Raw genomic sequence first — 24591 nt, 5'->3', positions numbered from 1 at the left:
ATTTTACAACCAATTATTAACTCACATAATTAATTATTAATCATTAAAAAAAATATGTAATGTCAACACTAAAAGGTAAAACAGTATTTGTTACTGGTGGTACACGCGGCATGGGTGCAGCAATTGTGAAACGCTTGGCATCTGAAGGAGCAAATGTTATCTTCAGTTATGTAAGTTCCGAAGAAACAGCAGAAAGTATAGTAAAAGGAATAAAAGAATCAGGAGGTGAATCATTGGCTATCAAAGTAGATAGCTCAATTAAGGGGGCTTTAGAAAAATCAATTGATGAGATTGCATTGAAATATGGAAAAATAGATATTTTAGTTAATAATGCTGCAATTTCAATAAAAGGACCATTAGAAACAGCATCAGAAAGAACCGATGAATACGACCGTCAGATCGATGTTAATATAAGGGCTGTATCTGAAGCTGTTCGTACGGTTATTAAATATATGCCGGATGGTGGAAGGATTGTTAGTATCGGTTCAGTGGGAGCAAAACGTATTGGTAGTCCTTACATGTCGGATTACATTGCTACTAAAGCAGCAATCGGAGCTTATACAAGAGGACTTGCATGGGATTTAGCGCCAAGAAATATTACTGTAAATACAGTTGAACCTGGTGCAATAGATACAGACATGTTACCTGGTGATGAGGCTATTAGAGAAGCTTTCATCAATGCAATTCCTCTTAAACGTTTTGGTAAACCGGAAGAAGTAGCAGGATTGGTTAATTTTTTAGCTGGACCAGAATCCGGTTATATTACAGGAAGTAGTTTTACTATAGATGGGGGAATATCAGCATAAATAGTGAAAGATAGCTGAGGATACTACAATAGTTTAAGCTACTTATTTCAAGTTAAATTATGGACCTCTAAAATCAAGTGATTTTAGAGGTTTTTCAGTTCATATAGTATCTGATTCATAATAGCTCAGACAGTTTTTGATGTAGTAATGATATGAACTTAAGCTTATAATTAGCAATTATTCAGTGTCTTGATTTGTACTTTAAATTAAATGCACCGATTCTGCATCCAATTCAAATTAATACTCTGTTTATATTGCATCTTTCGACAGCTTTTTATGGCAAAAAGAATCAAGTCCAATTTTTGGATTACATATCTTAATCTTTTTTGTTTAGAGATTTTCTTACTTGAACATATGCGATTTTTTGTAGAAATTCTAAAATCTCTTCTGCTTCTTCCAGAGTAACATTCTTTCCTTCATCGCTAAGTATTTTTTGAGCTTTTTTAGGCGTAATTTTTCCTCTATATTTTTCTTCTTCAATTTCCATAAACTTAAATTAATGTTAAGATGAAGGCAATGGTTTTTTGTAATGTCAATGTTTACAGAGTTTTAAAGATGGTTTGTGTACTGTAGAGTTAACTTAACTGGATTTACAAACCGTTAATATTTATAGGTTAAAGTGGGTTAAATCAAATCAAAAAGGCCAAAAAAAAAGCTAAAACTCTCGTTTTAACTTTTTTTTAAGAGTGACCCTCACTGAACAATTTACAAATCATTTTATGAATGATTTAAAGAAATTGGCTTATTTTCAAGTGAATTTGTAAGATAATTATTTTGAATTTTTGTTAGGAAGCGGTTTGTATGTATCGTAGAGGTTAAATGTTAAAAAGGCTATTTTTAAAATATAATTGAATCTCTAAAGAATATTTATTAGATTAAAATCTATAAGATTATTTGATTTATTATTGCAAGAATTTGATTCAAATAATATTTAAAATTATATAAATCTTTTTAGAAAATATATAGCAAAATTTGTTTAGGATAGGAATGTACTTGATGCTGGCGTTTTTTAACTTTGACTATTTATATTTTATATTAATGGAGATAATATCAGAAGTCATATTAGTGGTTCTGGTATAATGACCATAGCGTATTTCTAGAGTGTTCCAGTGTTTTAAACCAAATATACCGTTTGGAGGAGTAAATTTCATTCCCATTCCAAAGAAACTGCTGTCAAACTTTGATAAATCATAGTTGCTGGTATAGAATTCATCGGCTGCAGTATGTTCGCCGTAAGGTTTGAAATACTTGGTTCCACTTTGGGTATAATACCTATAAAAAGGGCTCAATGAAAATGCCTGAGTTAATTTTACAGGAATCTCCAGATCAGCAGTATGTGCTTTCAGGCTCCAGTCGTCTGTATAATATCTATAATAAGCGCGGATAATCACATTATCACTAAAGAAATAACTCGCTCTTATTCCCAGTGGAATTTTAAGTCTAGTATCAGGCATTTTCTCCTGATGAACAGACCCATCAGTAAAATATACCCTGTGAAAAGGGAGGCTTAAATATCCGTTTTGGCTGATAACATCACCTACGATTATCACCTGCAGATTTTTGTTTACCACCTGTGAGTAACTTAAAGTTCCGGCAAAAGTGTTTCTGTTGGCACTATCATACCCTTCGTTTCCTGGTGTACGGAGTTCAATGGGTTCAATTAATTTAAGCTGATCAATATAAGTTTGGAATTTAGCGGTAAATTCCCCGTTCTTGTCTTTTGTTTTTTGCGAGAAAGCAATATTTCCTCCAAAAGACTGATAATCAAACTCGGTTGATGATGAAATCCCAAAGACATAGGTTCTTCCTTTTTCTTCATTTTCTCTTAAATAAGTCAATGAAGGATAAAATCTGTTATCAGATGAAGAAGCAGATGAATTCGCACTCAAATCAATCATATCTGACGACGCGGAGGTATAATGATCAATTCCGGCTTCTATATCAAAAGTATGTTTGATTCCGGTTTCGCCGTACTTTACCAGTTTAACATCGATCGTGTTTGCAATATCGGTTAAATGTTCAGAACCAATTCCGCCCGTAACGGCTGAATTATCTCCATCTTGTTTATAATAGCTCGAAACTAGATTAACTTCTTCCAATTTTAATTTTTTGCTTTTATAACTGGTAGAATCGGTGGGAACATTTTGCGCCCTTGTCTGAAATAATGCCAATAAAGCAAATCCTGTTATGAATATTCTTTTCATTTTTTATAGTATGAAAATTAGTTACAACCGCAGCCACCACCACTTTTTCCTGAATTCGCCCCGGAAGCTCCTTCACGGTAGGATTGGAAACTAAGTTCCGTTTTTTCGATTTTCCTGTTAGAAAGCACCATTTCAGAATCGTTGAGTTTCCCCTTTTGGTATTCCTTAACCGAAGTGCAGGAGGTAAGCTGCAGGCCGGCAAGAGCAGTACTGCATAACAATACGAGAATTTTTTGCTTTGGCTTTTTCATTTTAGACGGATGTTTTTGGATGTGTAAATTTTATTATTGTCATCAATTATTATGCAGTATAAATCAGGAATCTGATCTATTAAAAACAAGCCTGCTTTAATTCCCATAACCGCAATTGGAGTTGCCATTGCATCTGCAAATTCTGCATTTGAGGAGATAATGGTGACGCTTTTTATTCCTGTTATCGGGAGTCCTGTTTTTGGATCAATGGTATGCGAATATTTTTTTCCGTTAATGGTCACGAATTTTTCATAGTTGCCTGATGTTGCCACTGCTTTATTGGATATTTCCATAAACGAAAATGCCGCATTTGGCGCATCAGGATTAGCCACACCTATTGTCCATTTTTTACCGTTCGGTTGCAGTCCCCATGCGCAAAGATCTCCGCTGGCATTAATAATACCGCTTTGTACATTATGTTTTATAAGAATCTGCTTTGCCATTTCTGCGGCATATCCTTTTCCGATACCTCCAAAACCAATACGCATTCCTTTTTCTTTTAAAAAGACGGTTGTGTTTTCTCTATCAAGGATAATATTTCGATAATCAATGAGATATACCATTTTTAATGCTGTTTCGGCATCTGGTAATTTAGTCATGGATTTGTCAAAATTCCATAAATTTTTGTCAATGCTTCCATACGAAATGTCAAATGCTCCCTGTGTAATTTTCGAAATTCCCATAGATCTTTCGATAAGATTAAAAACTTCCAAATCTACTTTGACAGGCTTGATTCCTGCATTTTCGTTAATCAGATTGGTTTGGCTGTCCTCTTTATAGGTAGTTAAAAGTTTTTCAATCCGTCTGATTTCTTCAATAGCCAGATTGATATATTCATTTGCAACTTTTTCATTTTCAGCAACAACTGTTATAGTAAAGTTGTTCCCCATGAGTTTCAGGGATTGCGAATATTTTTTTTTGTGTAATATGTTATTTTCGGCTGTCACAGATCGCTTTTATTTCGGCAGTCCATTGTTCAGGAGTAGTTTCTGGTTTTCCATGCCAGGTTTTGATTACTTTGCCATCAGCATCCAAAAGAAGTGTTAAAGGAAAACTTCCGTCTTTATTATAAATTTCTGCTAAATCTTCGTTTCGTTTAACCTGCTCAGGAGTTCCAATGTTTTTCTTTTTTCTTGGAAAATCAGCATTAACCAGTACTAGATTTTCATTGGCCATGGCAGTAAAAACTTCACTTTCAAAATAGTCTCTACGTGTTACTATACATGGACCGCACCAGTCTGAGCCGGAGAAGTTCAATAGAATCAATTCGTGTTTTTCCTTTGCAATTTTTTTAGCATTATTAAAATCAGGTTCCCAGTTTATGGTAATTGCTGTTGTTAATAAAAGGAACAGGCTAATGAGCTTCATTTCAGAGTTTAGTTTTTAGATATTTACGAAATAACGGATTGTTAGTGGTCTTATTTTCTTTTATTGCTTAAGATTGAATTAATTTTTTAATTAGTTAAAAAGCACATTCTATCTTATGAGGTCTGAACACCAAAGATATAACCTACCAATGCTGACATCACCATTGCAAAAGTTCCCCAGATACAAATACGAAGAACTGCGGTAAATATTTTTGAACCTCCTGCCTGTGCAGCTAAAAAGCCGGAAAATGCAAGGAATACAATTGAAAACCCATATTGATAAAAGACCATTTGCTTTATAGGAGCGAAAATGGCTACCAAGAGCGGTAATAATCCTCCGATGGTAAAAGATATTGCTGATGCAAAAGCAGCCATAAGCGGATTGGCCTGCGTTATTTCATTAATGCCGAGTTCATCTCTTGAATGGGTTCCAAGTGCATCATGAGCTGTTAATTCGACGGCAACCTGTCGGGCTAATTCTTTATTTAATCCTCTTTGAATATAAATATCCGTTAGTTCTTCCAGTTCTTCCTCCGGCAGGTTTTCAAGCGCCTTTTTTTCTCTTTTTAAATCTGCCGTCTCAATATCAGATTGAGAACTTACCGATACGTATTCACCAGCAGCCATTGAAAGTGCACCAGCAACCAGCCCTGCGACTGATGCCAGCAAAATTGGTTCTCTAGAAACACTGGCGGCAGCCACGCCGATTGCTAAACTGGTAGTGGATAAAATCCCGTCATTAGCTCCAAGGACCGCTGCCCTTAACCAGCCGCTTCTATTGATGAAATGGTTTTCTACGTGCATTTTTATTTGAATAACAGTTTAACCCAGTCACGCTTTTCAGCGATTTTTTCGGTACCTCCAAAATTTGTTTTCAGCAATTCCCTAATTTGAAATTTTGTTTTATTCTTGGTGCTTTTTTTCCAATCATTGAAATCATAAATATGAATTTCTACTGCATTTGGATTTGTTATAAAAGAAATCCGTGATATTAAGTCTTTATATTTTATTACTTCATTCAAAATACTGCGGCTGGGAACCATTATCAGTATATTTTCCCAATTCAGATAGTCCTTGCTAATATCATTTCTCTTGTCTAACGCCAGCGATTCAAAGAAAGCTGTTATTTTTTGATTGTTTAGCCGGTCAATTTTTTTATCAATGTTTTTAAGTGTGCCTTCTAAGAGCTCTTTATCAATGACATTCATTTCAATCTTTTTTCCAAGTAAATTTAACTCAAAATACCTTCCGTTTTAGAGCAATTGCATTAGAATGATTCTAAATTTTTATTTTCTATTTTTTGTTTAGCATTCAATTACAGCATGTTGCTTATTAGTATTTTGATCTCTTTGATTATTCTTTAGGTGAATTTCTGCTTTTATAATTCGTTGTGCTAAGATTTTGACTAAAACTTAGAATTTCCAAAAAATTAAAGAACCGTGTTAACTTTTTGTGGTAAAAAAAAAGTAACAATTCCAATAATGATTCAGGTCATTTTTGAGATTGATGTACATCATTTTTTTCCCCGTATTCTTTAATCAATTTTGTTTTATCACAAACAGGAGGTTTGCTGTAGAGGTTTGATCTGCAGCACTGAATTAATTTTTTAAACTAAAAAGCGCCATGAAAAAGAATAATGACATTTTAAGAAAAGAAGTAAAAGAAGCCCTAAAATGGGAGCCTATTTTACATAGTACTGAAATTGATGTGCATGTCAACGAAGGTGCAGTTGATCTGGGAGGGACTGTAGATACCTATGCTCAGAAAAAGGAAGCGGAACATGTTGTTAAAAAAATTCCAGGGGTTAGGGATGTGGTTAATAATGTAAAAGTTGATTTGTTTACATCAGATATTAGAAGTGACAAGGAGATAACAGATTTAGTCATTAAAACCCTAAAGGAAAACTGGGCAGTCCCAAACCATAGATTAACAATTACAGTAAAAGACGGCTGGGTTACTCTGAAAGGAATCTTACACTGGAATTTCCAAAGAAAAGCAGCTGATGAAGCAATCCGCTATCTTAATGGAGTGAGGGGTGTTATTGATGAGATCAAAATAGAAGCTGAGATCAAAAATGAAATTGAGAAAGAAATTGTTGAAAAGGCGCTGCGCCACAGCTGGCTCTTGGATGTCGATAACATCAAAGTCAGAGTAGATGGAAAGACAATCTTTTTGAGCGGAATTGTTGACTCGCTTTTCGAAAAAGAAGAAGCAGAGAGAATTGCCTGGAATACACCCGGAGTCTGCTTTGTGGATAATGAACTTTTGGTGGAGTTTAACTGAAATGGATAATAAAAATTTAAAGTTATGAAAAACAATGAAGCATTACAGCAGGAAATACAGGAAGCAATGAAGTTCGAACCAATGCTTCATGCCGCCGAAATTGGTGTCGCTGTCAAAGAAGGTATTGTTACCCTTAATGGGATAGTGGATAACCTGATAAAGAAAACCGAGGCATTGCATGCTGCAAAAAAAATCAAGGGAGTGGCGGCAATTGTAGATGAAATTGAAGTGAAGCTTGACAAGTCTCTGGTTCTTTCCGATCAGGATATTGCAGCAAAAATTGTAAAAAAGCTGAAAGAAAATCTGGTTGTCCCACAAAATACAATTAGTCTGACCGTCGAGAACGGAAATGTAACAGCGGAAGGAATTGTGCCCTGGAACTTTCAAAGGGAGACTGCCCTGGATATTATTAGAAACCAATCAGGAGTAAGAGATGTTACAAATAATATAAAACTAAAAAGGGAACTTTATGATCAGGCTGAAAAGGAAATTCTGGAAAAAGCGCTTCGCAGACATTGGGCTTTTGATATGGATGAAATAGACATTCAGGTTGCCGGGGCAACCGTTCAGCTTTCCGGTACGGTGGGTTCCATTTTTCAAAAGGAGGAAGCTGAAAGGATTGCTTACAAGACTCCTGGCGTAATAAAAGTCGTAAATCATTTAAAAGTAGATTTGGAACAGCCTTATTTATGTTAGAATCGAAAAGACTGCAACAAGACAGTCAAATAATCTTCAGAATTTAAATTAAAGATTATGATCAATCAAAATGAAAAGGCGGAAATTAAATTTTTGGATGGCCCTCAGTCAAGATTTGCAGAGCTGAAATTTATCGTTTCAACTTTGCTGGAACTGGCAAGATGTTTTGGCAAGCTTCGTTCAATTGGCCCCTGCATCACTTTTTTCGGGTCGGCACGTTTTAATGAAAGTCATCCTTATTACGAATTTACCAGACAGGCGGCTGGTGAATATGCCAAGCTTGGATTTACCATTATGACCGGCGGCGGTCCGGGTTTAATGGAAGCCGCAAATCGTGGAGCCAGAGAAGCCGGCGGAAAATCCGTTGGCTGCAACATTAAGCTTCCCATTGATCAGAGCCCCAATTCTTACCTTGATAAATGGGTAGAGGCAAAGCATTTTTTTGTGCGCAAGATACTTTTGGTCAAGTATTCCTTTGCCTTTATTGTAATGCCCGGAGGCATTGGGACTTTGGATGAATTTTTTGAATCCTTGACACTGATTCAAACAGGCAAGATCAGAAATTTTCCGATCATCATATTCAATACCCAATACCATAAGCAGCTCATTGAGCATATCAATTCATTGAAAGAAAAAGGGACTATAAATGAAGCTGACTTAAAGCTTTTTATTGTAACGGACGATATTGAGCAGGCAAGACTTTTTATTATTGAGCATAGCATCAAGCGTTACGGACTTAAGCCAAAATTTCAGTTTAATAACAAGGAATGTTTCAGTAGGTTATGACTTCGGTATATCAAAAAAATTATTTCTTCAGATTTTTGATCACTTTTTTTGCAAACATATCCTGTATTATCAATCTGCCATATTGATGCGCCAGACTTGAAATACTTGAAGGATTAAAGGACTCTGTACGAACAGAATAGACCAGGTTTTGATCAGGCATACTATATAAATTGCTTTCCCAAAAGTATGATGTATCATTTATATAATAGCCTTCCTGATAAATTTTACTGTAAATGGCTGCATAATATGGATAAAAACGACTGTAACTGTATTGATCTGTAATGCCATACATACTGGCAGGGACATGATATTTTTCTTTGTCATGGCTAAGCAGGACAATAGTCAATACCGCATCTGCACCAGCCTGCTGCAGTTTTTTTAAAATAAGTTTTTCATTCTGGATATTGGAAGCGCTTAAATCGGAAAGATCAGTATAGCACACCGCATTATAGCCCAGATTGCATAAATCATCAGCCAAATGATTTTCCATTTTTTTCTGCAGCTCATAATCCGATTCTTTTGCCAATGCTGCCACTATAATTTTTCCTTTTTCAAGATTTATCTCCTGTGGCGATACATAAGAGCTGATGATCCTGCTGCTTGAACACTGAATCAATATAAGGGAGGAAAATGCGATAATGTATGGAGCTGTTTTCATTAGGATGGCAATTAAAATGCAAAGTAAAGTTATCGATATCCCAAAAAATGAAATATGACTTTCGTCACTTTAAACAAGATTTTACTTTCTAAAATATGATTTAAATCTGTCTCAAAATGGCTTTTGATATTGTTTATCAGCCTGCAGCGTTATATAGCATTACCAGCGGATGTTAAGTCCTCGATGGACCGAGGCCAACATTTTGGAAAAAATAATAAATGAACAAAAAATAAAACCAACATTTTAAGTCAATAAAAGTATGAAAACAAAATGGAGCATAGTGGGACTGGCAGCAGCACTGATGTATTGCTGTCAGGAGAAAATAGATGTAAATTCTGCCGAAGGTGAAATCAGTGAGGATTCGATTAAGACTGCAAATATTGAACAGCAGACCCTTAGAAAATGGTTTTCTTTCAACAGAGAAGCCGACAGCTTAATTGCTGCGGCAGAAACGGCTATTGAATTTGAGGCTGATCACCATGAGATGATTGGGAAGACTAAAAATAATGTGTTGAATGCTAACTACCATCTGCGAGAATTCAACAAGAAAGTTAAGTATATAAAAGAGTATGCGGCCAATACGGATCATTTTGACCAAGGCGTAAGTCATACATTAGATTCTTTAAGGGTCGATTATCTGCAGGAAAAAATTAAACTTGAAGCAGCTCTGTGCGAATTTAATACTTATCAAGTGCCGTAAAATTTGACAACGATCAGCCTCAACCGATTAAAATGCAGACATAACTAATTTCAAAAAAGAAAAGCAGACCATCAATACTGATGGTCTGCTTTTTTATTCTCTTCTGTAAACCAGCATTGGTGTCCTGGTATCAAATCCTTTTTCGGCTGTTTTAACAGATTGCAGGAGCTGTTCAAACCAAGTCCGGTCTTCTTTGGCAAACATAACGACGATCGAGGGTTTCGTACTTATAATATCAATTTGAAGACTCCTGAATAAAGATTTATCTGAAGAAAGTTTTTTAAAATTAAAACTGATTTTATCGCTCTGAAATTTTTGCTCAATGGCATGTAGTTTATTTTTGATCTGCTGTTCATTGGTAAAATAGTCATAGTGATATACTGAGATTCGAGCGTCAAATAATGCTCCGAACTTCTTAATCAGATGAATCTCATGAGAAAAATTTTCCACGTCAGAAGGGTAGAGGATCGATTTTAAAGGTTTGACACGGTAATGTCGGGGTACTACAAAAATGGGAACTGGAGATTCACTTAAAATTCGGGATGCATGGCTGCCCAGCAGTTTATTGATCAATCCGCCTCCACGTGTTCCGATACATATGTAATCCGCTTTAACTTTTACAGCGGATTCTATTACTGCGCTGCTTATATCAAGCCTGTTTTCTACGATAAAGTTTATTTTTCCGGGAATTTTTCCGGTTTGTTTATAGAGCGTGTTTACAAATTTCACAAGTTCTTTCTGCTGTATTTTAGTGTCGGCCGGAGGTATATCAACAAATGTTGCCCCTGCAAACGGATCTATTATATAGGCGGAATCCACATGATAAAAAAACAGTTCACAAGGAGTCTGTGATGCAAGCTGTATAGCAAAACGCAGGGCTGTCTTTGAATTAATGGAGAGGTCTGTTGTTACTAGTATTTTTTTCATAATTATAAAATTTAAGATAAGAAAGTAATTAAGGTGCCAAAAGACAGGTGATTAGTCTACTGTGTTTTGGGAATGAAATTTCATTTCGTTTACGTAGATTTGGTTCTTTTTCCATTCTTTGGCATTGATAGCCGCGGTATCTATATCGGTGGTCCAGTCAAAGGCAGGAAATAATTTAGTGCGTTTTACAATGCGTTTTTTATATCCAAATGAAAAACGATCGCCTCTCATTTGGAATTCTATAGTTTTATGAGGGTTGTTTATGTTTTGATACAAAATATTTTGTGTTTTCCAGTCTCCGCCCCATGTGAGGAAAGCTTTTATAAAACATGACAGCGCAACAAAAAGAGAAGTGACGATTCTTGATTTTAAACTTTTTAGTTTACCCATAAAGCGGCCTATTATGAAAAACAAAGAAAGAGCACAGGCATAAAGAATAATAAAATGCACAATAGAATTATTAATGTATAATGCAGTATAACGGTTTAATAGTATCAAGGCAGTTGTACTTAAGAAAATAGTATAAATTAAGGCTTTTTTCATGTACTTAATTATTTTAAGTTATAATAAACAGCTACATTAAATTAATTTTTATTTCACATCATCAACTTCGGATTCCTCTTCATAAGGATATAAAGGCTTGTTTAAATCTTCTTCGTATTTCTTTTGGTCTTTTGCATTTTGGATAAACACAAAAATCATGACTACTAAAACTATTAATCCTGAAAAGGCTAAAATAATCCAGCTTGGTTCCATGTTATTAAAAATTTAATTTTTATAATTTTGCAGATTTGATTCAATGTAATATTCTATGTACCAAAATTTGCAGATCCGAAAAAACTAATAGTAATTATTTAAGATTAGTTTCCTTATAGATTTTCTTTTGAATCAGGCTTCTAAAATTGTTTAGCGATTCAATGACTGTTGCAATTGCAATTAGATTTTTTTCTGACTAGATTATAGTTGCATATTTGTGTTCCACAACCAGCTGGTTGTCCACTGACCAAACACCAGGTGTTTTCCACGCAGTCTTTTCGGCGAGGTCTTTTTGGAACAATGAAGAAACGGCACCTGTCAAAATAACTTTTGTGCCTTCTACACGAACCAGGATTTCTTGGGAATGAAGTGTCCAGTTGCTTTTTAAAGCTCTTTCAACATCTTTTTTCTCAATATGATCCTGAATTTCGGATTTGATTTTGATCTCATTATTAATTCCTTTGACTCCAGGTAAATATGCAATTGCTTTTTCGGCGGCTTCTTTTTGATAATTCCAGGTGAGATATCCTTCAAGAGTAATCCATCCGTCTTCCACTTTTACCTTTAATTTTTCATTTGGAACTGACCAGCAGTCAATTAAAGATTTAATTACATCATTAGCGATATCGGTATCCGATTTCTGGCTGTTGGAATATCTCACATTAATTTCTTCGACAATTGCTTTTACCCCATCTACATTTTTGGCAGCATTTTCCGCTTCGATTTTCTTGAAATAAGCATCTACAGTTCCCATAAGAGTTACGATGCCGTCCTTGGCTGTTACCCCAATTTCCGCAGCATGAAGCTGCGGTTCCCATTTGATGGCATTCTGCACATCTTTCTGCAATTCTTCATTTGTTTTCATTTTATTCCTATTTAACTCAGTTAATTAATAAAGTTCCTTGATCTGTTTTAATCAATTTTCCAGCAGTACCTGATTTTCTTTCTCAGAAAGAGAGTTCTCTTTGGGAATGTGTACGTGGAGCACGGTCTGCATTTTTTCGATTTTAGCAGCGGGCTCCTCGGCGCAGAGCATAAATTTATGAGCCCTGATTTCAGTTTTGTACTCAATGGTCTTGTCTTTTGAAAACGAGATGACAATCAGTGGAATCGCGGCCGAAATTAATACAGCGATACAGGCATAGATTATTGGCATTTTTACGATAGGCAGGCTTGCTCCCAGATTAAAGAAGAACAATGTGCCAAATATGACTGAAGTCAGTCCGACTGCAAACAGCCCTATGGAGCTCCATTTTTCCATCTGGTCATAAATACTGTAATATCCCATAACATTCTGCTCGGTATAGCAGTCTGTTCCAATCAGTGATAGTTTTGTAATATCGTAACCGTGTTTTTTAAGCCTTATTATGGCATCCTCAGCCTGTTGCTGGGTTTCAAAATGCGCTACAAATAATTTATGATTTTTCATGACTGTTGATTTTGGTGATTAATTTTTCTTGGGTGTAGAAAATAAAATTCAGAGCTTCTTTCAATGAGTTTTATATGGTAAAATTGCCTTAAAAATTTGAAAAAAGAAATGATATTAATCATTGTTAAAAATGATTTTAGTCAGATGAATTTTTTAAAAACTTTGTATAATGTGATGATTGTCATGTAGTTTTAATAATAGTATGCTTAATTTAGTAGCGTAATTACATATTCCATAAAATTAAATCATAAGTAAGAACATTATGGAAACGTCAGAGGAATATCAAGTAGATCTTCACTGGAAAGAGGATCAAAATGCAGAAGCGAGTTCACTGCTTTTCGACGATAAAATTCAAATAACGGAAAATTGGTGCCTCAGCCATTCTAAAAAAGACACATGGACGGCCGAGCATCTTTTTATTGCTTCTATTTTAGGTTCGTACATGACAGCATATTTAAGAACAGCTAAAAATAAGGGTATTGATTACAAAAGCTTCAAAAGCACCGGAAGGGCATCTTTTACTATTTCGGATGATGTTTCTGAGATTACTGATATCCTGATAAGGCCCACAATCGTTATTATTAAAAGCAGCCAGATCAATAAAGCACTAAAGATTTTTTCATTATGCAGAGATCACAGCCTTGTACTGAATGCTTTAAAGATCAGAATACATATATTCCCTTCTGTAGTTTTGGGATAGAATCAGATTTGAATTAGTCTATGGCCTAAAAGATATTCTGCAAACGTTTTTGAGCGAATCTTAATTTTAATAATTAGTATGGATTTAAAAGAAGAGGAATTAGAAGGATTGAGCTCCGAAGAAGTTGCTGAGAGCAGAAAAAAGTATGGTCTGAACAAACTAGATTATAAAAAACAGAATAATTTTTATTTATTTTTAAAAAGTATTTTTTCAGAACCAATGATCCTTTTACTGCTTGTGGCCTCTGGAATCTATTACACCAATCAGCAATATAGTGATGCCGTTCTTCTTTCGATTTCGATTTTGCTTATTGCAGGCATATCGATTTATCAGGATAGAAGAAGCCGAAATGCCTTAAAGAAACTTCAAGAATTTACGCAACCGGCATATGAGGTTGTTCGTCAGGGCGAACGGCAAAGGATACCTGTACAGGATATTGTACTTGGGGATGTAATTATTATTGAAGAAGGAAGTTTAGTTCCGGCTGACGGCAATATAATGCGTTCAAATGATTTTTCTATAGATGAGTCTATATTAACAGGTGAGTCTATGGCTGTTTTCAAAAGCTCGGAAACAGAAGATAATAAAGTATTTTCAGGAACTATAGTTGCCAGCGGACTGGCATTTGTCAGAGTAACAAATATTGGTCTCCAGACCAGATTAGGCAGAATAGGATCAAGCATAGAAACTATAAAAGAGGAGAAAACACCTCTTGAAATGCAGATTGACGGTTTTGTAAAAAAAATGGTTATAGCCGGAGCCTTTGTATTTATTTTGGTATGGATACTCAATTATTCAAAAATAGGCAGTTTGGAGAAAAGCTTATTGATGTCGCTAACTTTGGCGATGAGCATACTGCCTGAGGAAATTCCGGTTGCTTTTACAGCTTTTATGGCTTTGGGAGCACAAAGAATGATGAAAAAGGGCATAATAGTCAAACAGATGAAAACTGTTGAAACCCTAGGAAGTGCGACAGTTATCTGTACAGACAAAACAGGAACAATCACCCAGAATAAAATGGAGCTTGCAGCATTATATCTTCCTTCAGGATTAGAGATAACTGCTACGGCTTTTTCTGAAACAGAAGCTTCGCGCAGCCTGATAAGAAATGCAATGTGGGCAAGCGAGCCTATTGCATTTGACCCGATGGAGGCCGCACTTCATAATGCATATAAAAAAAGTACAGATCAAGATTGGCGAGCAGATTTTAAAATGGTTCATGAATACCCTTTGTCTGGCACCCCGCCAATGATGACCCATGTTTTTGAAAATAGTTCAGGCACCCGGATTATTGCGGCAAAAGGTGCGCCTGAAGCAATTTTGGAAGTCTGTGGTCTTTCATCTCCGGAATATAAAAGAATTATCGCAGCGCTTGATAAACTGACCCAAAAAGGTTATAGAGTGCTTGGTGTCGCCAAGGGCGATCTGCAGGGATCTGATTATCCGGCTAAGCAGCAGGAAATTTCATTTGCCTTCAAAGGCTTGATTGCTTTTTACGATCCTCCAAAAGATAATATTCGAGAAGTGCTTAAATCCTTTTATGATGCAGGTATTTCAGTCAAAATCATTACCGGGGACAATGCCGGAACGACAGCATCAATTGCGAAGCAGATCGAATTTAGGGGTTATGAAAAATCCATTACTGGTAAAGAACTTATGGAAATGCGCGATTCAGAGCTGCAAAGCAGCGTTATGGATATCAATGTTTTCAGCCGGATGTTTCCAGATGCCAAATTGCGAATTGTCAATGCTTTGAAAGCAAAGGGGCAGATTGTTGCAATGACCGGAGACGGCGTTAATGACGGACCGTCGCTTAAAGCGGCGCATATTGGCATTGCAATGGGGAAAAAAGGCACAGCTATAGCAAAAGAAGCAGCTTCTCTCATACTTGCTGAGGACGACCTTTCAAAAATGGTAGAAGCTGTAGCAATGGGACGAAAAATTTATGTCAATCTAAAAAAAGCGATACGTTATATTATATCAATACACATACCTATTATAATGATTGTTTTTGTTCCGCTTGCTCTGGGATGGGTCTATCCTAATATCTTAAATCCTATACACGTCATTCTCCTTGAACTTGTGATGGGGCCGACCTGTTCCATATTGTATGAAAACGAACCAGCTGAAGATAACATTATGCAAGAAAAGCCACGTCCACCGAGAACAACTTTTTTTAATAGCAAAGAGATTATGGCCAGTTTTTTTCAAGGAATGATGATAACTGTGGGAGCATTGTTAATCTATCAATTTTCTGTAGAAATGAATTTAGGCGAAAAATGTACGAGAAGCATGGTTTTTCTGGTTTTAATTACGGCCAATATTCTTCTCACCCTTGTCAACAGATCTTTTCAGTATTCACTTTTTACAATACTGAAGTTTAATAATCCGCTGGTGGCTGTTATAATAAGCATAACAATATTGATTGTCGTACTGCTTTTTACAATACCATTTTTGCGTTCTCTTTTTGATTTTGAACTCATATCATTTTTTCAGACTTTAGTCTGTGTGGCCATTGGAGCATTGTCAGTATTGTGGATTGAGGCATTGAAATACCTTAGAAACACATTCGTTTAAATCTCTATTTCACTGCCCATTAAAGCAACCCTGCAGTAATATCCATATTGTTCTTTAATTTTAATGCGCAGTTCATCTGCGGGCTGATTCTCGCCATGAACCAGATAAATGAATTTGGGAGGATTTTTAAGATCTGAGAGCCAGCTGATAAGACCTTTTTGGTCTGCATGAGCCGACAGGCCTTCTATCTGTACTATTTTGGCTTTGACTGAATAATAATTTCCATATATTTTGATTTCATCCGCTCCATCCAGGAGCTTTCTTCCGCGAGTGCCTTCGGCCTGATAACCAACAATTATAACAGTATTTTTCTCAATGCCCAAATAATGTTCAAAGTAGGACAATACACGCCCGCCAGTAGCCATACCGCTTGCCGCTAAAACGACTTTTGGTGATGGATCCTCAATAATACGCATGGTCTGCTCAAATTCAGAAACTATCCTGAACATGCCACACATCTGATGGCAGTCATCGGCGGAGAGCTTGTGCCATTTCAGGTTTTCTAAAAAAATATTCAATACGCTTGTGCCCATCGGAGTATCCAGTATATAGGGTACATTTGGAATACGGCCTTCTTTTTTAAGCTCCCACAAGAGATACATAATTGACTGGGCCCGTTCTACCGCGAATCCAGGGATGATAACAGTTCCTTTTTGCTTTATGGTATCATTGATGAATTTTTCCAGTTCCTTCTTTGGATCAAGATTCGGATGAATGCGGTTGCCATAGGTGCTTTCCAGAAAGAGATAATCCCCTTGAGTTGGCTTTTGCGGAGCATACATCAAAACATCGTCATCGCGGCCAATATCGCCGGAGAAGATCAATGTTTTACCTTCCAATTTTACGCTTATGCTGCAGGCTCCGATTATATGTCCGGCATTGGAAAAAACAGCATCTATTTCATTGGTTATAACTATGGATTCATTGGTATGGACGACTTTAAAGAGCGGAAAAACTGACGCTGCCTGCTGCAAGGTGTAGAGCGGTTCTGCGGGATTATGTTTTGAATAATGCTCCCTGTTGGCCCTTTCAGCTTCTTCCTGCTGTATTTTGGCGCTGTCCAGAAGTACAAGCTCTGCAACTGCCTTAGTGGGAGCGGTGCAATAGATTTTTCCTTTAAATCCTTGATCAACAAGCCGCGGTAGCCAGCCGCAATGATCCAGATGGCCATGGGTGAGCAACACGATGTCGATAGTAGAAGCAGGAACGGGCAGAGGCTCCCAATTGAGTTCACGAAGCGCTTTGAGGCCCTGAAAAAGACCGCAGTCAACCAAAATTCGTGTACCATTACTTTCTATGAGGGTTTTTGAACCTGTCACGGTTCCTGCACCTCCTATAAATTTTATTTTCATTTTATATAAAGTTACAAATTTGTGAAGCCTCTTTTAATACATTTCTGATCCGGTTTTCGCTCAGTCCGATTTTTGAAAGACTCTTTGAATCATTTAAAACATCCTTGACCAACAGCTGGTTCAGAATCAGCAGTTTTTCTTTTTCAACCAGTGAAAGGGTTGTCAGGCAGGTTATCGGATAAAGCATTCCTTTGTCAATTTTGTTTTTAATTCCGTTGTCTTTGGGAAAGTCCCAGCTCAAAAGACTGATGCCCGAGCATAGTGCAAAAGTTTCGGCATCTTTTGTAAAACGGTTATTAGTTACCAACAGGCAGGAGGTAAAAGTTTCCCTGCCCGAGAAGATAGTATGCTGAAGTGCTTTAAGATCATTAAATCGTGAGAGAATATACATGGGAACCTTCACATCGGAGGCACTCTCCCTGCTGCTGTGGAATTTGCATTCAGCCATCCAGACCGTATTGTTTTTTTTAAGTGCAATGTCCACCTCATGCGATACGCATTTGCCCTGAAGGGTCAGGTTTGTTTTGGTGTCATAGTCTTCTGCCTGATATAATCTGGAAATGAATTTTTCAAAGAAAAAGCCATCGGGGCCAAGAAGCTGGAGGGCATGACGAAGGTTGTAGCGTGCCGCATGGCCGTTTGAGGCTTTTTTTAAGATTGCAAAAGCCAGTTTGTATATTTCTTTTGTACTGATGCCCTCATACAGCTGATTTTCGATAATCTGTAAAGTCTGTTCTATAAGTTCTGGGCTGGCGCCGGATTTTTGAAGCGAACGCTTTAATTTTTGTTTGTCGAATGGAACAACATGTCCTGAGTGTTTTATAACTTTCATAACAGGCGGTTTGGTTCTCAATGGGCTTGATGCTAAAAATCGGGATGGTATGTGGGACATCCCGATTCAGAGTCAGTTAATTGCAATTTGCTGCACCGGTTTTTCGGGACTGCTTTTCTTTTTAGGAAGGGTCAGTTTTAGGACCCCGTTATTATATTTAGCATCGATTTTATCTTCTGCTATATTTTCAGGCAGTACAAAAGAGCGGCTGAAAGAGGTAAAGGAAAATTCTTTTTTTCTAAAATTTTTATCTTCCTGTTCAGATTCCTCTTCTTTTTGCGCACTAATGTTCAAAACGCCATTTTTTATTTCAGCCTTAAAGTCTTTACTTGTAAGACCTGGCGCAGCGATTTCAATTTCAAAATCAGCATTGTTTTCAATGATATTTGCCTGAGGCATCGATGCACCATTTTGATTCGCAAATGCAAAAAAAGATGGAATATCAAGAAAACGATCGGTAAAAAAATCTTCAAAAATGCCAAGGCCGTTGCTATTTTTCTTCTTTGTTGGAACAAGTGTTGTCATGGTGTAATAAATTTAAGTTAAACATTCTGAAATGAATTACTCAAAAATACAACGTATTGGCGGTTTGAAGAATGAGAGTAATCACTGCATTACGTGATCTCGATCATAATTGAAATTCAGTTTTTGATTTTGCTGAGTTTTTCCAGATTTAGAATACGGATTGCCCCTGAAGTTTTTTCAATTAATCCCTCTTCCTTAAAATCGCTTAATGTTCGGCTTACCGTTTCAGGTGAGGTGCCTGAAAATGCGGCCAAATCATCGCGACTGAATTTGATGGTGCAGCCGTCATTACTGTGTTGCTGCAATAATTGGACGATTGCTTGGGCAATTCTTTTTCTGACCGACATATAGGCAATCTGCAATAGGCGGGATTCCTTGTCCTTCATATCATTGGAAAGGATCTTGATAAATTTAGCTCCTACATCAGGATAAAGAAACAGCAGCTTGTCAAGCTGTTCAATAGGAAGGAAGCTGAGTTCTGTTTCCTCCAGAGCGATAGTGGTATCCTTATAAGTATCATTTGTAAATAATACACTGATGTCCAGATAATCATTTTCTTTATAAATGCCAGTAATAAGTTCACGGCCTTCTTCTGTGAGCTTCACTGTTTTGACTTTTCCGCTAATGATGTAGTAAATACCTGCAACCCGATCACCTTCATAATGGATATACTGGCTTTTTTTATACTTTCTGGAACTCCTCTCGAGCATGATTTCCTTAAGTTTCGATAGTCCGTCTTCTTTTGAAATTATTGTATCGAGGTTCTCGGGGGTCTGTCCATAAAATAGCTCGAGTGTCTCTTTTTTTTTGAGCCTTGCTTCTATAGCTTGTAGAAGTTCCAAGTCATCAAATGGTTTTGTCAGATAGTCGTCAATGCCAAGTTCCATGCCTTTCCGAAGATCGGCCCTTTCTGCTTTAGCGGTTAAAAAGATGATGGGAATTGCCAATGTCTGCGGATTTTTATGCAGAATGTGCACTACGCCGTAACCATCGAGTTCGGGCATCATTATATCACATAGGACTATATCAGGAATGGTTTTGAGGGCCAATTCAACTCCTTTTTTTCCATTTTCAGCTGAAAAAACCTCATAGCCTGAAAGTTCCAGTATTTCGACAACATTTTCCCTGATATTGTCATTATCTTCAATAATAAGCACTTTATTCATATACGCGGCAGTTCAATGGTAAACAAGGTTCCTTTATCAACGGCACTTTTAAAGGATATGGAGCCGTTCATAATTTTTACATAACGTGAAACTATATGGAGTCCCAGACCGGTGCCCGGAATATTTCCTGTATTATGGGCCCTGAAAAAGGCTTCAAACAGATGCTCGTGGTCTTCCTGTGGTATCCCGATGCCGTTATCCTTAACATTGATGGTTATCTTATTACTGTCAAGGGTGGTCCAAATTTCAATTTCTGTTTCCTCTCCTGAGTATTTTATAGCATTGGAAACCAGATTGATGATGCAGTTTTTAAGAAGGTTTTTGTCTAGTTTTACCAGCGTGATTTCGTTATTGGGCCTGCTGATTATTTTCTGTTTTTTTTTGGTGAGCAGCTTGAGCTCTCCCAATAATTCCTTAATAAAGACGTAAAGATCAAAACACGAAAGCTGAATTGTTATTTTATTGGATTCCGCTTTTTCAAGAAGAAGAAAATCATCCAGTATAACGGTCAAATTGGCTACGGCGCTTTTTATTTTCAGCAGATGAGCGTCAATCTTTGGGCTGTTCAATCCTTCGGCATAGCGCTGCATCAAGGAGGAAGAAAGCTGGATGGTGCTCAGCGGGGTCCTGAATTCGTGGGAGGCCATTGATAAAAGCCTGCTCTTTATTTGATGAAGTTCTTTTTCTTTTTCCAGAGTAGTACTTACTTCCTCTTTGGCATTTGTGAGAGCCTCGATAGTCTCATTTAATATGATAGTGCGGTCTTTTACCAGCTCCTCCAGATGCTGTGTATATTGCATCAGGCGGTTTTCTGCTTCTTTCTGATGGCTTAAATCGTGTATAAAACCTGCAAAAATTCTTGTATCCTCAAATTTGACTTCACTCACACCAAGACGGAAAGGAAATATATTGCCGTCTTTTTTTCGTCCCAACACATCCCTTCCATGACCAATAACATGGGGCACTCCCGAAGACTTGTAGCTTTCAAGATAGGAATCATGCTTTTCCCGGTCGGGTGAAGGCATCAGAATGGAGATGTTTTTTCCGATAACATCTTGGGGCTCATATAAAAAAAGCCGGCAAGCTGACGGATTTATCGACTCTACAATACCTTTGTCATTAATTGTAATGATCCCGTCTATTGCATTTTCAATTATAGCATTTAAAAGTGCTTGGTTTTTCATCTGCCATTGGAATTATACACTAACAAATATCGTTAAATGTTTTTTATAATCAATGTTGTGCGTTATGAAAATGTTGAAAATGCAACCGTTTTTTTTGAATTTTTCACTCTTTTTTTTTTAATAGATGCCTCATGGCGCGACAAATTTTTATTACCTCAATTTGGAGAAGTAAAAATTTATATCTTTTGTACTATTTATAAGCTCATCAGAGGCATAATTTATTAAAGTGCTTATTTTTTTAGCAGAAGTAAGTAATTTAAAGGAGTAGTAGGAGTACTAAATGATATAGAGTTCACTACTAAGCCCATCTTTTGCCCACTCGAAATCAACAGGTTTTTGAAAATAGTCTTCAAGTATTATAGCCCATCTTGCCAGATTCTCAATTTCCGGATCTTCAAGTATAAATCTTTCTGTGTATTTTCGTGGTGTTATTTTCAGAACAGTGGAGTTGATGCCAGAAGCATTTTCATTAGATACTAGGATTTTGCTTTTGCTGCCAAGCTTTTTTTGCAATATCGCTTTCTTGTTGTTTTTAAGAGAATTTTTAAATATAATAAATTCATCAGGAGCAACCATTTCTTCTGCTATAGTTTCACCGAATCCCCATGTTCCGGCAATGTGCACCATGCCAGGTAATGCTGATTTGGGCTCAATGGTAAAACCGATTCCAGAGCAGCCAAGATCAGAGCGCACCATCTTTTGTATTCCAACAGAGAGAAATACTTTGTTGTGATCAAAACATATATTATGTCTGTGTTTAATTGCCCTGTCTGTGTAGAGCGACGCAAAGCAGCACTTCACGGCATATACCAATGGGACAATACCTTTTATGTTGAGAAAGGAATCGTGAAGTCCAGAAAAACTGTCGATAAAGTGATTTTCTGCAGAAGGACTGCTTCGTACCGCCACCACAATATCTCTTTTTTTATTTTCCGACAAACAATTGTAAGCAGTTGTTATGCTTGTTTCAAGATCCAACGGAAATCTGCCCTCAAGGATCAGTTTTCTTGCTTTTGACCCGATTTCCGCTAAATTGGAAAGATCGATATTGTCTAATTGGGTCATAAGTTCCTGCAGCGGGCTGCGGAGCTTATTATATTCTATAAAATACTTGTATGCTTTTGCTGTAATAGCAAACCCATCCGGAATCCGAATCCCTTTCGAAGAAAGGTTGTTGTACATCTCGCCCAAATTGGCATTTTTTCGTCCAACTTTATTTATATTATCAATGCCTATTTCGCTAAATTTTAAAATCAGCTCTTCCATTTTATTTGTTGAATCAATTTGCAGCTTATGTTGGTTATAATAATCTAAAAGTAATACATCACGGCGCAGTTTAAAATGATATGGGTCATAATCCTAATTTTTACTTTTTGTGAAGAGAATTTAGTTTTGTGATGAAGGTCATTTTTGCGCACTGGTTTATTGATGAAATTTGCTGTATCAGTTAATGCCAAATCAGGTAATGAGCTGATTCTATTTTATTGCAGATGTTATTCTAGAGTATTATGAAAACAAAAAAATCACCAAAAAGAAGTATATCAGTTTTTGACAAAATGCGCAGGTTTGATAAAGCAGGCAATGAGTTTTGGAGTTCAAAGGAACTTGCGGGGCAGTTAGGTTATGCTGATTTTAAATTATTCTTGCCTGTTATTAAAAAAGCTGAAACAGCCTGCAGGAATGCGGGACAAAAGCAGGAGCATCATTTTAAGGAAATTGCAGTTAAAAAAACACAGAAAAATGGCGCTTTTGAAAGTGAGGATATAAATCTGTCTCGATACGCATGCTATCTTGTAATACAAAATTCAGATCCTGCATTAAAGCCTGTAGCGATAGCACAGACTTATCTGGCAACGCAGACCCGATTTGCCGAAATCAGTGCATTACAAAGACAAAATAGTTTAAAAATTGTAAAGAAGAGAAGGGTTTTTCTTCGAAATGAACTCTCTAAATATAACCTTCAGCTTGCAGGAGCAGCACGCCAAGCAGGCATCATAAAACCAAAAGATTATGCATTATTTCAAAATCATGGATATAGAGGACTTTATGGAGGGCTCGATGTAAAAGCAATTCGCGAACTAAGAGAACTTGATCCTGATGAGAATATTCTGGATCATATGGACAGCGCTGAGCTGGCAGTGAATTTATTGCGAGTAAAACAAACTGCTGAATTGCTCAATAATGATAAAGCCAATGATAATGTTGATGCTAATAGCATCCATTTTGCAGTAGGATCAAAAATACGTCGAGCAATTGAAAAGACGGGAGAAACTTTGCCAGAGAATCTTCCGGTAATAGAAAAAGTTATATTGCCAAAGGTAAAAGGAAAAGAATTGACTTCTAAAAAGAGCACTAAAAAATGAAAGTTTTCCGATTTGAAATTACTTATTTTATTTAGGAATTAAGGAAAATATTAAAAATAAAAAAATCAAATTATGAATACAAGGATTATGTTACTTATCCTCAGTGTCGCGCTGTTATACTCCTGTCAGAAAAAGGATTGGACAGATTCAAACGAAAACAGCAGTGATCTCAATTCAGTCCACTTTTCAAACATTGATGACAAGACATTAAAAAAATGGTTTTTATTGGATAAGCAGTCAGACAGCATCATGAATTCGGCAAAGTTGATAATTCAGCAACAGAATGACCAGATAGAGTATCACCCGCAGGATGAACGCCTGTATATAGGCAGGTGTATTGATGAAGCGCAGCAGCACCTTGATCGTTTTAAAAATAAAGTTCAAAACATCCGCATTTTTGCAACTCATATAGAAGATTACGATCCTGATTTAGAGCATACTCTTGACTCGCTAAAACAAGATTGTATGCAGGAAAAATTAATGCTTGACAACGCATTAAGCAACTTAAGATAAGGTAAAGCGCTTTACAATATCTTGCAATAAACCATGTTTAAAAATCAAAGTTTGCAAATAATAAGCTTATGCGGCAATTAATTTAGTACTAAGGCTAAATGAACCGATTCTGCACTAAATTAAAGTTTTCCATAAGCATAAAATTTTGTTATCATAATAATAATGAAATTTCTTTAAGTTAATGTTTACAGGATTTTAAGTGAGGTTTGTGTCTCGTAGAGTTAACTTTACAAGATTTACAAACCGCTTATATTTTTAAGTTAAAGCGGGTTAAATCATACGAAAAAGCATAAAAAAAACGCTAAAACTGATGTTTTAACGTTTTTTTAAGAGTGACCTCGACTGGATTCAAACCAGTAACCTTCTGAGCCGTAATCAGATGCGCTATTCAGTTGCGCCACGAGGCCTTTTTTGTTATCAATTAGGCTATTTTTTGTAGCTTTGTTGATTGCTTATTGCGGGTGCAAAGATAGACATAAATGTGAGATATACAAACATAAAATACGATAAAAATAA

28 protein-coding genes and 1 tRNA gene are annotated in these 24591 nt (G+C 36.5%); 9 read left to right on the top strand and 20 right to left on the bottom strand.

Going from position 1 to position 24591, the window contains the following annotated elements:
- Nucleotides 1-59: 59 nt before the first annotated feature.
- A complete protein-coding gene (locus tag GQ47_RS01550; protein ID WP_035644025.1) occupies nt 60-806 on the top strand; it encodes an SDR family NAD(P)-dependent oxidoreductase in 747 nt (248 codons plus the stop codon).
- A gap of 316 nt (nt 807-1122) precedes the next feature.
- Here the strand turns inward: GQ47_RS01550 and GQ47_RS23560 are convergent, their stop codons facing one another.
- From GQ47_RS23560 to GQ47_RS01520, 7 genes are all read right to left on the bottom strand, one after another.
- Entirely contained in the window at nt 1123-1293 is a 171-nt protein-coding gene (locus GQ47_RS23560) for a hypothetical protein (RefSeq protein ID WP_193745200.1), read from the bottom strand.
- Between the two features lie 532 nt (nt 1294-1825).
- Nucleotides 1826-3010 (bottom strand): DUF3570 domain-containing protein, encoded by a 1185-nt coding sequence (locus tag GQ47_RS01545; RefSeq protein WP_035644023.1) that lies wholly within the window; start codon nt 3008-3010, stop codon nt 1826-1828.
- 17 nt (nt 3011-3027) lie between these two features.
- On the bottom strand, nt 3028-3261 hold the full coding sequence (locus GQ47_RS01540; RefSeq protein ID WP_035644021.1) for a DUF4266 domain-containing protein: 234 nt from the start codon (nt 3259-3261) through the stop codon (nt 3028-3030).
- Nucleotides 3258-4151, bottom strand: coding sequence for an FAD:protein FMN transferase (locus GQ47_RS01535; RefSeq protein WP_051951270.1), 894 nt, complete (start codon nt 4149-4151; stop codon nt 3258-3260). The genes GQ47_RS01540 and GQ47_RS01535 overlap by 4 nt, the downstream gene beginning before the upstream one ends.
- 40 nt (nt 4152-4191) lie before the next feature.
- Complete coding sequence (locus tag GQ47_RS01530) at nt 4192-4629, bottom strand: thioredoxin family protein (protein WP_035644020.1); 438 nt, start codon at nt 4627-4629, stop codon at nt 4192-4194.
- Between the two features lie 113 nt (nt 4630-4742).
- Nucleotides 4743-5432 carry a VIT1/CCC1 transporter family protein gene (locus GQ47_RS01525; RefSeq protein ID WP_035644019.1) on the bottom strand — a complete coding sequence of 230 codons (690 nt, stop codon included), beginning with the start codon at nt 5430-5432 and terminating at the stop codon, nt 4743-4745.
- 2 nt (nt 5433-5434) lie between these two features.
- Nucleotides 5435-5836: a hypothetical protein gene (locus GQ47_RS01520; protein ID WP_035644017.1), complete on the bottom strand. Its 402-nt coding sequence runs from the start codon at nt 5834-5836 to the stop codon at nt 5435-5437.
- Between the two features lie 415 nt (nt 5837-6251).
- On the opposite strand from GQ47_RS01520, the gene GQ47_RS01515 reads away from it, so the two are divergent.
- From GQ47_RS01515 to GQ47_RS01505, 3 genes are read left to right on the top strand one after another with little or no spacing between them, the layout of a single operon-like run.
- Nucleotides 6252-6911, top strand: coding sequence for a BON domain-containing protein (locus tag GQ47_RS01515; RefSeq protein ID WP_035644015.1), 660 nt, complete (start codon nt 6252-6254; stop codon nt 6909-6911).
- A gap of 24 nt (nt 6912-6935) precedes the next feature.
- On the top strand, nt 6936-7607 hold the full coding sequence (locus GQ47_RS01510; RefSeq protein ID WP_035644013.1) for a BON domain-containing protein: 672 nt from the start codon (nt 6936-6938) through the stop codon (nt 7605-7607).
- Between the two features lie 57 nt (nt 7608-7664).
- Nucleotides 7665-8393: an LOG family protein gene (locus GQ47_RS01505; RefSeq protein ID WP_035644011.1), complete on the top strand. Its 729-nt coding sequence runs from the start codon at nt 7665-7667 to the stop codon at nt 8391-8393.
- 19 nt (nt 8394-8412) lie between these two features.
- On the opposite strand, the gene GQ47_RS01500 is transcribed toward GQ47_RS01505, so the two are convergent.
- Nucleotides 8413-9051, bottom strand: coding sequence for a hypothetical protein (locus GQ47_RS01500; RefSeq protein WP_035644009.1), 639 nt, complete (start codon nt 9049-9051; stop codon nt 8413-8415).
- A 259-nt stretch (nt 9052-9310) separates the two neighbouring features.
- Between GQ47_RS01500 and GQ47_RS01495 the strand changes: the two genes are divergently transcribed.
- A complete protein-coding gene (locus GQ47_RS01495; RefSeq protein WP_035644007.1) occupies nt 9311-9751 on the top strand; it encodes a hypothetical protein in 441 nt (146 codons plus the stop codon).
- A 93-nt stretch (nt 9752-9844) separates the two neighbouring features.
- Here the strand turns inward: GQ47_RS01495 and GQ47_RS01490 are convergent, their stop codons facing one another.
- The 5 genes from GQ47_RS01490 to GQ47_RS22745 all read right to left on the bottom strand — a co-directional run bounded on the left by GQ47_RS01490 (nt 9845) and on the right by GQ47_RS22745 (nt 12863).
- Complete coding sequence (locus GQ47_RS01490; RefSeq protein WP_035644005.1) at nt 9845-10678, bottom strand: universal stress protein; 834 nt, start codon at nt 10676-10678, stop codon at nt 9845-9847.
- Nucleotides 10679-10729: 51 nt separating this feature from the next.
- Nucleotides 10730-11221, bottom strand: a complete 492-nt coding sequence (locus GQ47_RS01485) for a hypothetical protein (protein WP_152560978.1) — start codon at nt 11219-11221, stop codon at nt 10730-10732.
- 48 nt (nt 11222-11269) lie between these two features.
- The gene (locus GQ47_RS23555; protein WP_193745199.1) at nt 11270-11434 is read right to left on the bottom strand and encodes a hypothetical protein; all 165 of its coding nucleotides are present in this window, start codon (nt 11432-11434) and stop codon (nt 11270-11272) included.
- 196 nt (nt 11435-11630) lie between these two features.
- Nucleotides 11631-12299: a BON domain-containing protein gene (locus GQ47_RS01480; protein WP_035644002.1), complete on the bottom strand. Its 669-nt coding sequence runs from the start codon at nt 12297-12299 to the stop codon at nt 11631-11633.
- A gap of 51 nt (nt 12300-12350) precedes the next feature.
- A complete protein-coding gene (locus GQ47_RS22745) occupies nt 12351-12863 on the bottom strand; it encodes a hypothetical protein (protein WP_051951269.1) in 513 nt (170 codons plus the stop codon).
- Nucleotides 12864-13125: 262 nt separating this feature from the next.
- Here GQ47_RS22745 and GQ47_RS01470 point away from each other — a divergent pair, with 262 nt between their 5' ends.
- Both GQ47_RS01470 and GQ47_RS01465 read left to right on the top strand, forming a co-directional pair.
- Nucleotides 13126-13563, top strand: a complete 438-nt coding sequence (locus GQ47_RS01470; protein ID WP_035644000.1) for an OsmC family protein — start codon at nt 13126-13128, stop codon at nt 13561-13563.
- A 78-nt stretch (nt 13564-13641) separates the two neighbouring features.
- Nucleotides 13642-16140, top strand: coding sequence for a cation-translocating P-type ATPase (locus tag GQ47_RS01465; protein WP_035643998.1), 2499 nt, complete (start codon nt 13642-13644; stop codon nt 16138-16140).
- On the opposite strand, the gene GQ47_RS01460 is transcribed toward GQ47_RS01465, so the two are convergent.
- The 6 genes from GQ47_RS01460 to GQ47_RS01430 all read right to left on the bottom strand — a co-directional run bounded on the left by GQ47_RS01460 (nt 16137) and on the right by GQ47_RS01430 (nt 22465).
- A complete protein-coding gene (locus tag GQ47_RS01460; RefSeq protein WP_035643996.1) occupies nt 16137-17492 on the bottom strand; it encodes an MBL fold metallo-hydrolase RNA specificity domain-containing protein in 1356 nt (451 codons plus the stop codon). The genes GQ47_RS01465 and GQ47_RS01460 overlap by 4 nt on opposite strands.
- 1 nt (nt 17493) lies before the next feature.
- The gene (locus GQ47_RS01455; RefSeq protein ID WP_035643994.1) at nt 17494-18324 is read right to left on the bottom strand and encodes an ATP cone domain-containing protein; all 831 of its coding nucleotides are present in this window, start codon (nt 18322-18324) and stop codon (nt 17494-17496) included.
- Nucleotides 18325-18396: 72 nt separating this feature from the next.
- Nucleotides 18397-18849, bottom strand: coding sequence for an Hsp20/alpha crystallin family protein (locus GQ47_RS01450; protein WP_035643992.1), 453 nt, complete (start codon nt 18847-18849; stop codon nt 18397-18399).
- A gap of 116 nt (nt 18850-18965) precedes the next feature.
- The gene (locus tag GQ47_RS01445; RefSeq protein WP_035643990.1) at nt 18966-20015 is read right to left on the bottom strand and encodes a response regulator; all 1050 of its coding nucleotides are present in this window, start codon (nt 20013-20015) and stop codon (nt 18966-18968) included.
- On the bottom strand, nt 20012-21199 hold the full coding sequence (locus tag GQ47_RS01440; RefSeq protein ID WP_035643988.1) for a PAS domain-containing sensor histidine kinase: 1188 nt from the start codon (nt 21197-21199) through the stop codon (nt 20012-20014). The genes GQ47_RS01445 and GQ47_RS01440 overlap by 4 nt, the downstream gene beginning before the upstream one ends.
- A 276-nt stretch (nt 21200-21475) precedes the next feature.
- The gene (locus GQ47_RS01430; RefSeq protein WP_035645055.1) at nt 21476-22465 is read right to left on the bottom strand and encodes a PEP/pyruvate-binding domain-containing protein; all 990 of its coding nucleotides are present in this window, start codon (nt 22463-22465) and stop codon (nt 21476-21478) included.
- A gap of 242 nt (nt 22466-22707) precedes the next feature.
- Between GQ47_RS01430 and dinD the strand changes: the two genes are divergently transcribed.
- The gene (gene dinD / locus GQ47_RS01425) at nt 22708-23562 is read left to right on the top strand and encodes a DNA damage-inducible protein D (protein ID WP_035643983.1); all 855 of its coding nucleotides are present in this window, start codon (nt 22708-22710) and stop codon (nt 23560-23562) included.
- A gap of 72 nt (nt 23563-23634) precedes the next feature.
- Nucleotides 23635-24075, top strand: a complete 441-nt coding sequence (locus GQ47_RS23390) for a hypothetical protein (RefSeq protein WP_152560977.1) — start codon at nt 23635-23637, stop codon at nt 24073-24075.
- Nucleotides 24076-24408: 333 nt separating this feature from the next.
- Here GQ47_RS23390 and GQ47_RS01415 read toward each other — a convergent pair.
- Nucleotides 24409-24482: transfer RNA gene (locus tag GQ47_RS01415), tRNA-Arg, on the bottom strand.
- Between the last annotated feature and the right edge of the window lie 109 nt (nt 24483-24591).

Source organism: Flavobacterium sp. ASV13 (assembly GCF_000745775.1).
Taxonomy (GTDB): domain Bacteria; phylum Bacteroidota; class Bacteroidia; order Flavobacteriales; family Flavobacteriaceae; genus Flavobacterium.
Note: the sequence above shows the minus strand (reverse complement) of the source record. Positions and strands in the feature narration are given on the sequence as shown.

What these genes read in the sequence shown, in the direction of transcription:
- GQ47_RS01520 (WP_035644017.1), bottom strand. Translation starts at nt 5,836, where the DNA reads ATGAATGTCATTGATAAAGAGCTCTTAGAAGGCACACTTAAAAACATT.
- dinD (WP_035643983.1), top strand. Translation starts at nt 22,708, where the DNA reads ATGAAAACAAAAAAATCACCAAAAAGAAGTATATCAGTTTTTGACAAA.
- GQ47_RS01455 (WP_035643994.1), bottom strand. Translation starts at nt 18,324, where the DNA reads ATGAAAGTTATAAAACACTCAGGACATGTTGTTCCATTCGACAAACAA.
- GQ47_RS01525 (WP_035644019.1), bottom strand. Translation starts at nt 5,432, where the DNA reads ATGCACGTAGAAAACCATTTCATCAATAGAAGCGGCTGGTTAAGGGCA.
- GQ47_RS01550 (WP_035644025.1), top strand. Translation starts at nt 60, where the DNA reads ATGTCAACACTAAAAGGTAAAACAGTATTTGTTACTGGTGGTACACGC.
- GQ47_RS01530 (WP_035644020.1), bottom strand. Translation starts at nt 4,629, where the DNA reads ATGAAGCTCATTAGCCTGTTCCTTTTATTAACAACAGCAATTACCATA.
- GQ47_RS01540 (WP_035644021.1), bottom strand. Translation starts at nt 3,261, where the DNA reads ATGAAAAAGCCAAAGCAAAAAATTCTCGTATTGTTATGCAGTACTGCT.
- GQ47_RS01505 (WP_035644011.1), top strand. Translation starts at nt 7,665, where the DNA reads ATGATCAATCAAAATGAAAAGGCGGAAATTAAATTTTTGGATGGCCCT.
- GQ47_RS01480 (WP_035644002.1), bottom strand. Translation starts at nt 12,299, where the DNA reads ATGAAAACAAATGAAGAATTGCAGAAAGATGTGCAGAATGCCATCAAA.
- GQ47_RS01470 (WP_035644000.1), top strand. Translation starts at nt 13,126, where the DNA reads ATGGAAACGTCAGAGGAATATCAAGTAGATCTTCACTGGAAAGAGGAT.
- GQ47_RS01460 (WP_035643996.1), bottom strand. Translation starts at nt 17,492, where the DNA reads ATGAAAATAAAATTTATAGGAGGTGCAGGAACCGTGACAGGTTCAAAA.
- GQ47_RS01445 (WP_035643990.1), bottom strand. Translation starts at nt 20,015, where the DNA reads ATGAATAAAGTGCTTATTATTGAAGATAATGACAATATCAGGGAAAAT.
- GQ47_RS23390 (WP_152560977.1), top strand. Translation starts at nt 23,635, where the DNA reads ATGAATACAAGGATTATGTTACTTATCCTCAGTGTCGCGCTGTTATAC.
- GQ47_RS01510 (WP_035644013.1), top strand. Translation starts at nt 6,936, where the DNA reads ATGAAAAACAATGAAGCATTACAGCAGGAAATACAGGAAGCAATGAAG.
- GQ47_RS01490 (WP_035644005.1), bottom strand. Translation starts at nt 10,678, where the DNA reads ATGAAAAAAATACTAGTAACAACAGACCTCTCCATTAATTCAAAGACA.
- GQ47_RS01450 (WP_035643992.1), bottom strand. Translation starts at nt 18,849, where the DNA reads ATGACAACACTTGTTCCAACAAAGAAGAAAAATAGCAACGGCCTTGGC.
- GQ47_RS01465 (WP_035643998.1), top strand. Translation starts at nt 13,642, where the DNA reads ATGGATTTAAAAGAAGAGGAATTAGAAGGATTGAGCTCCGAAGAAGTT.
- GQ47_RS22745 (WP_051951269.1), bottom strand. Translation starts at nt 12,863, where the DNA reads ATGAAAAATCATAAATTATTTGTAGCGCATTTTGAAACCCAGCAACAG.
- GQ47_RS01545 (WP_035644023.1), bottom strand. Translation starts at nt 3,010, where the DNA reads ATGAAAAGAATATTCATAACAGGATTTGCTTTATTGGCATTATTTCAG.
- GQ47_RS01440 (WP_035643988.1), bottom strand. Translation starts at nt 21,199, where the DNA reads ATGAAAAACCAAGCACTTTTAAATGCTATAATTGAAAATGCAATAGAC.
- GQ47_RS01485 (WP_152560978.1), bottom strand. Translation starts at nt 11,221, where the DNA reads ATGAAAAAAGCCTTAATTTATACTATTTTCTTAAGTACAACTGCCTTG.
- GQ47_RS23560 (WP_193745200.1), bottom strand. Translation starts at nt 1,293, where the DNA reads ATGGAAATTGAAGAAGAAAAATATAGAGGAAAAATTACGCCTAAAAAA.
- GQ47_RS01535 (WP_051951270.1), bottom strand. Translation starts at nt 4,151, where the DNA reads ATGGGGAACAACTTTACTATAACAGTTGTTGCTGAAAATGAAAAAGTT.
- GQ47_RS01430 (WP_035645055.1), bottom strand. Translation starts at nt 22,465, where the DNA reads ATGGAAGAGCTGATTTTAAAATTTAGCGAAATAGGCATTGATAATATA.
- GQ47_RS23555 (WP_193745199.1), bottom strand. Translation starts at nt 11,434, where the DNA reads ATGGAACCAAGCTGGATTATTTTAGCCTTTTCAGGATTAATAGTTTTA.
- GQ47_RS01495 (WP_035644007.1), top strand. Translation starts at nt 9,311, where the DNA reads ATGAAAACAAAATGGAGCATAGTGGGACTGGCAGCAGCACTGATGTAT.
- GQ47_RS01500 (WP_035644009.1), bottom strand. Translation starts at nt 9,051, where the DNA reads ATGAAAACAGCTCCATACATTATCGCATTTTCCTCCCTTATATTGATT.
- GQ47_RS01515 (WP_035644015.1), top strand. Translation starts at nt 6,252, where the DNA reads ATGAAAAAGAATAATGACATTTTAAGAAAAGAAGTAAAAGAAGCCCTA.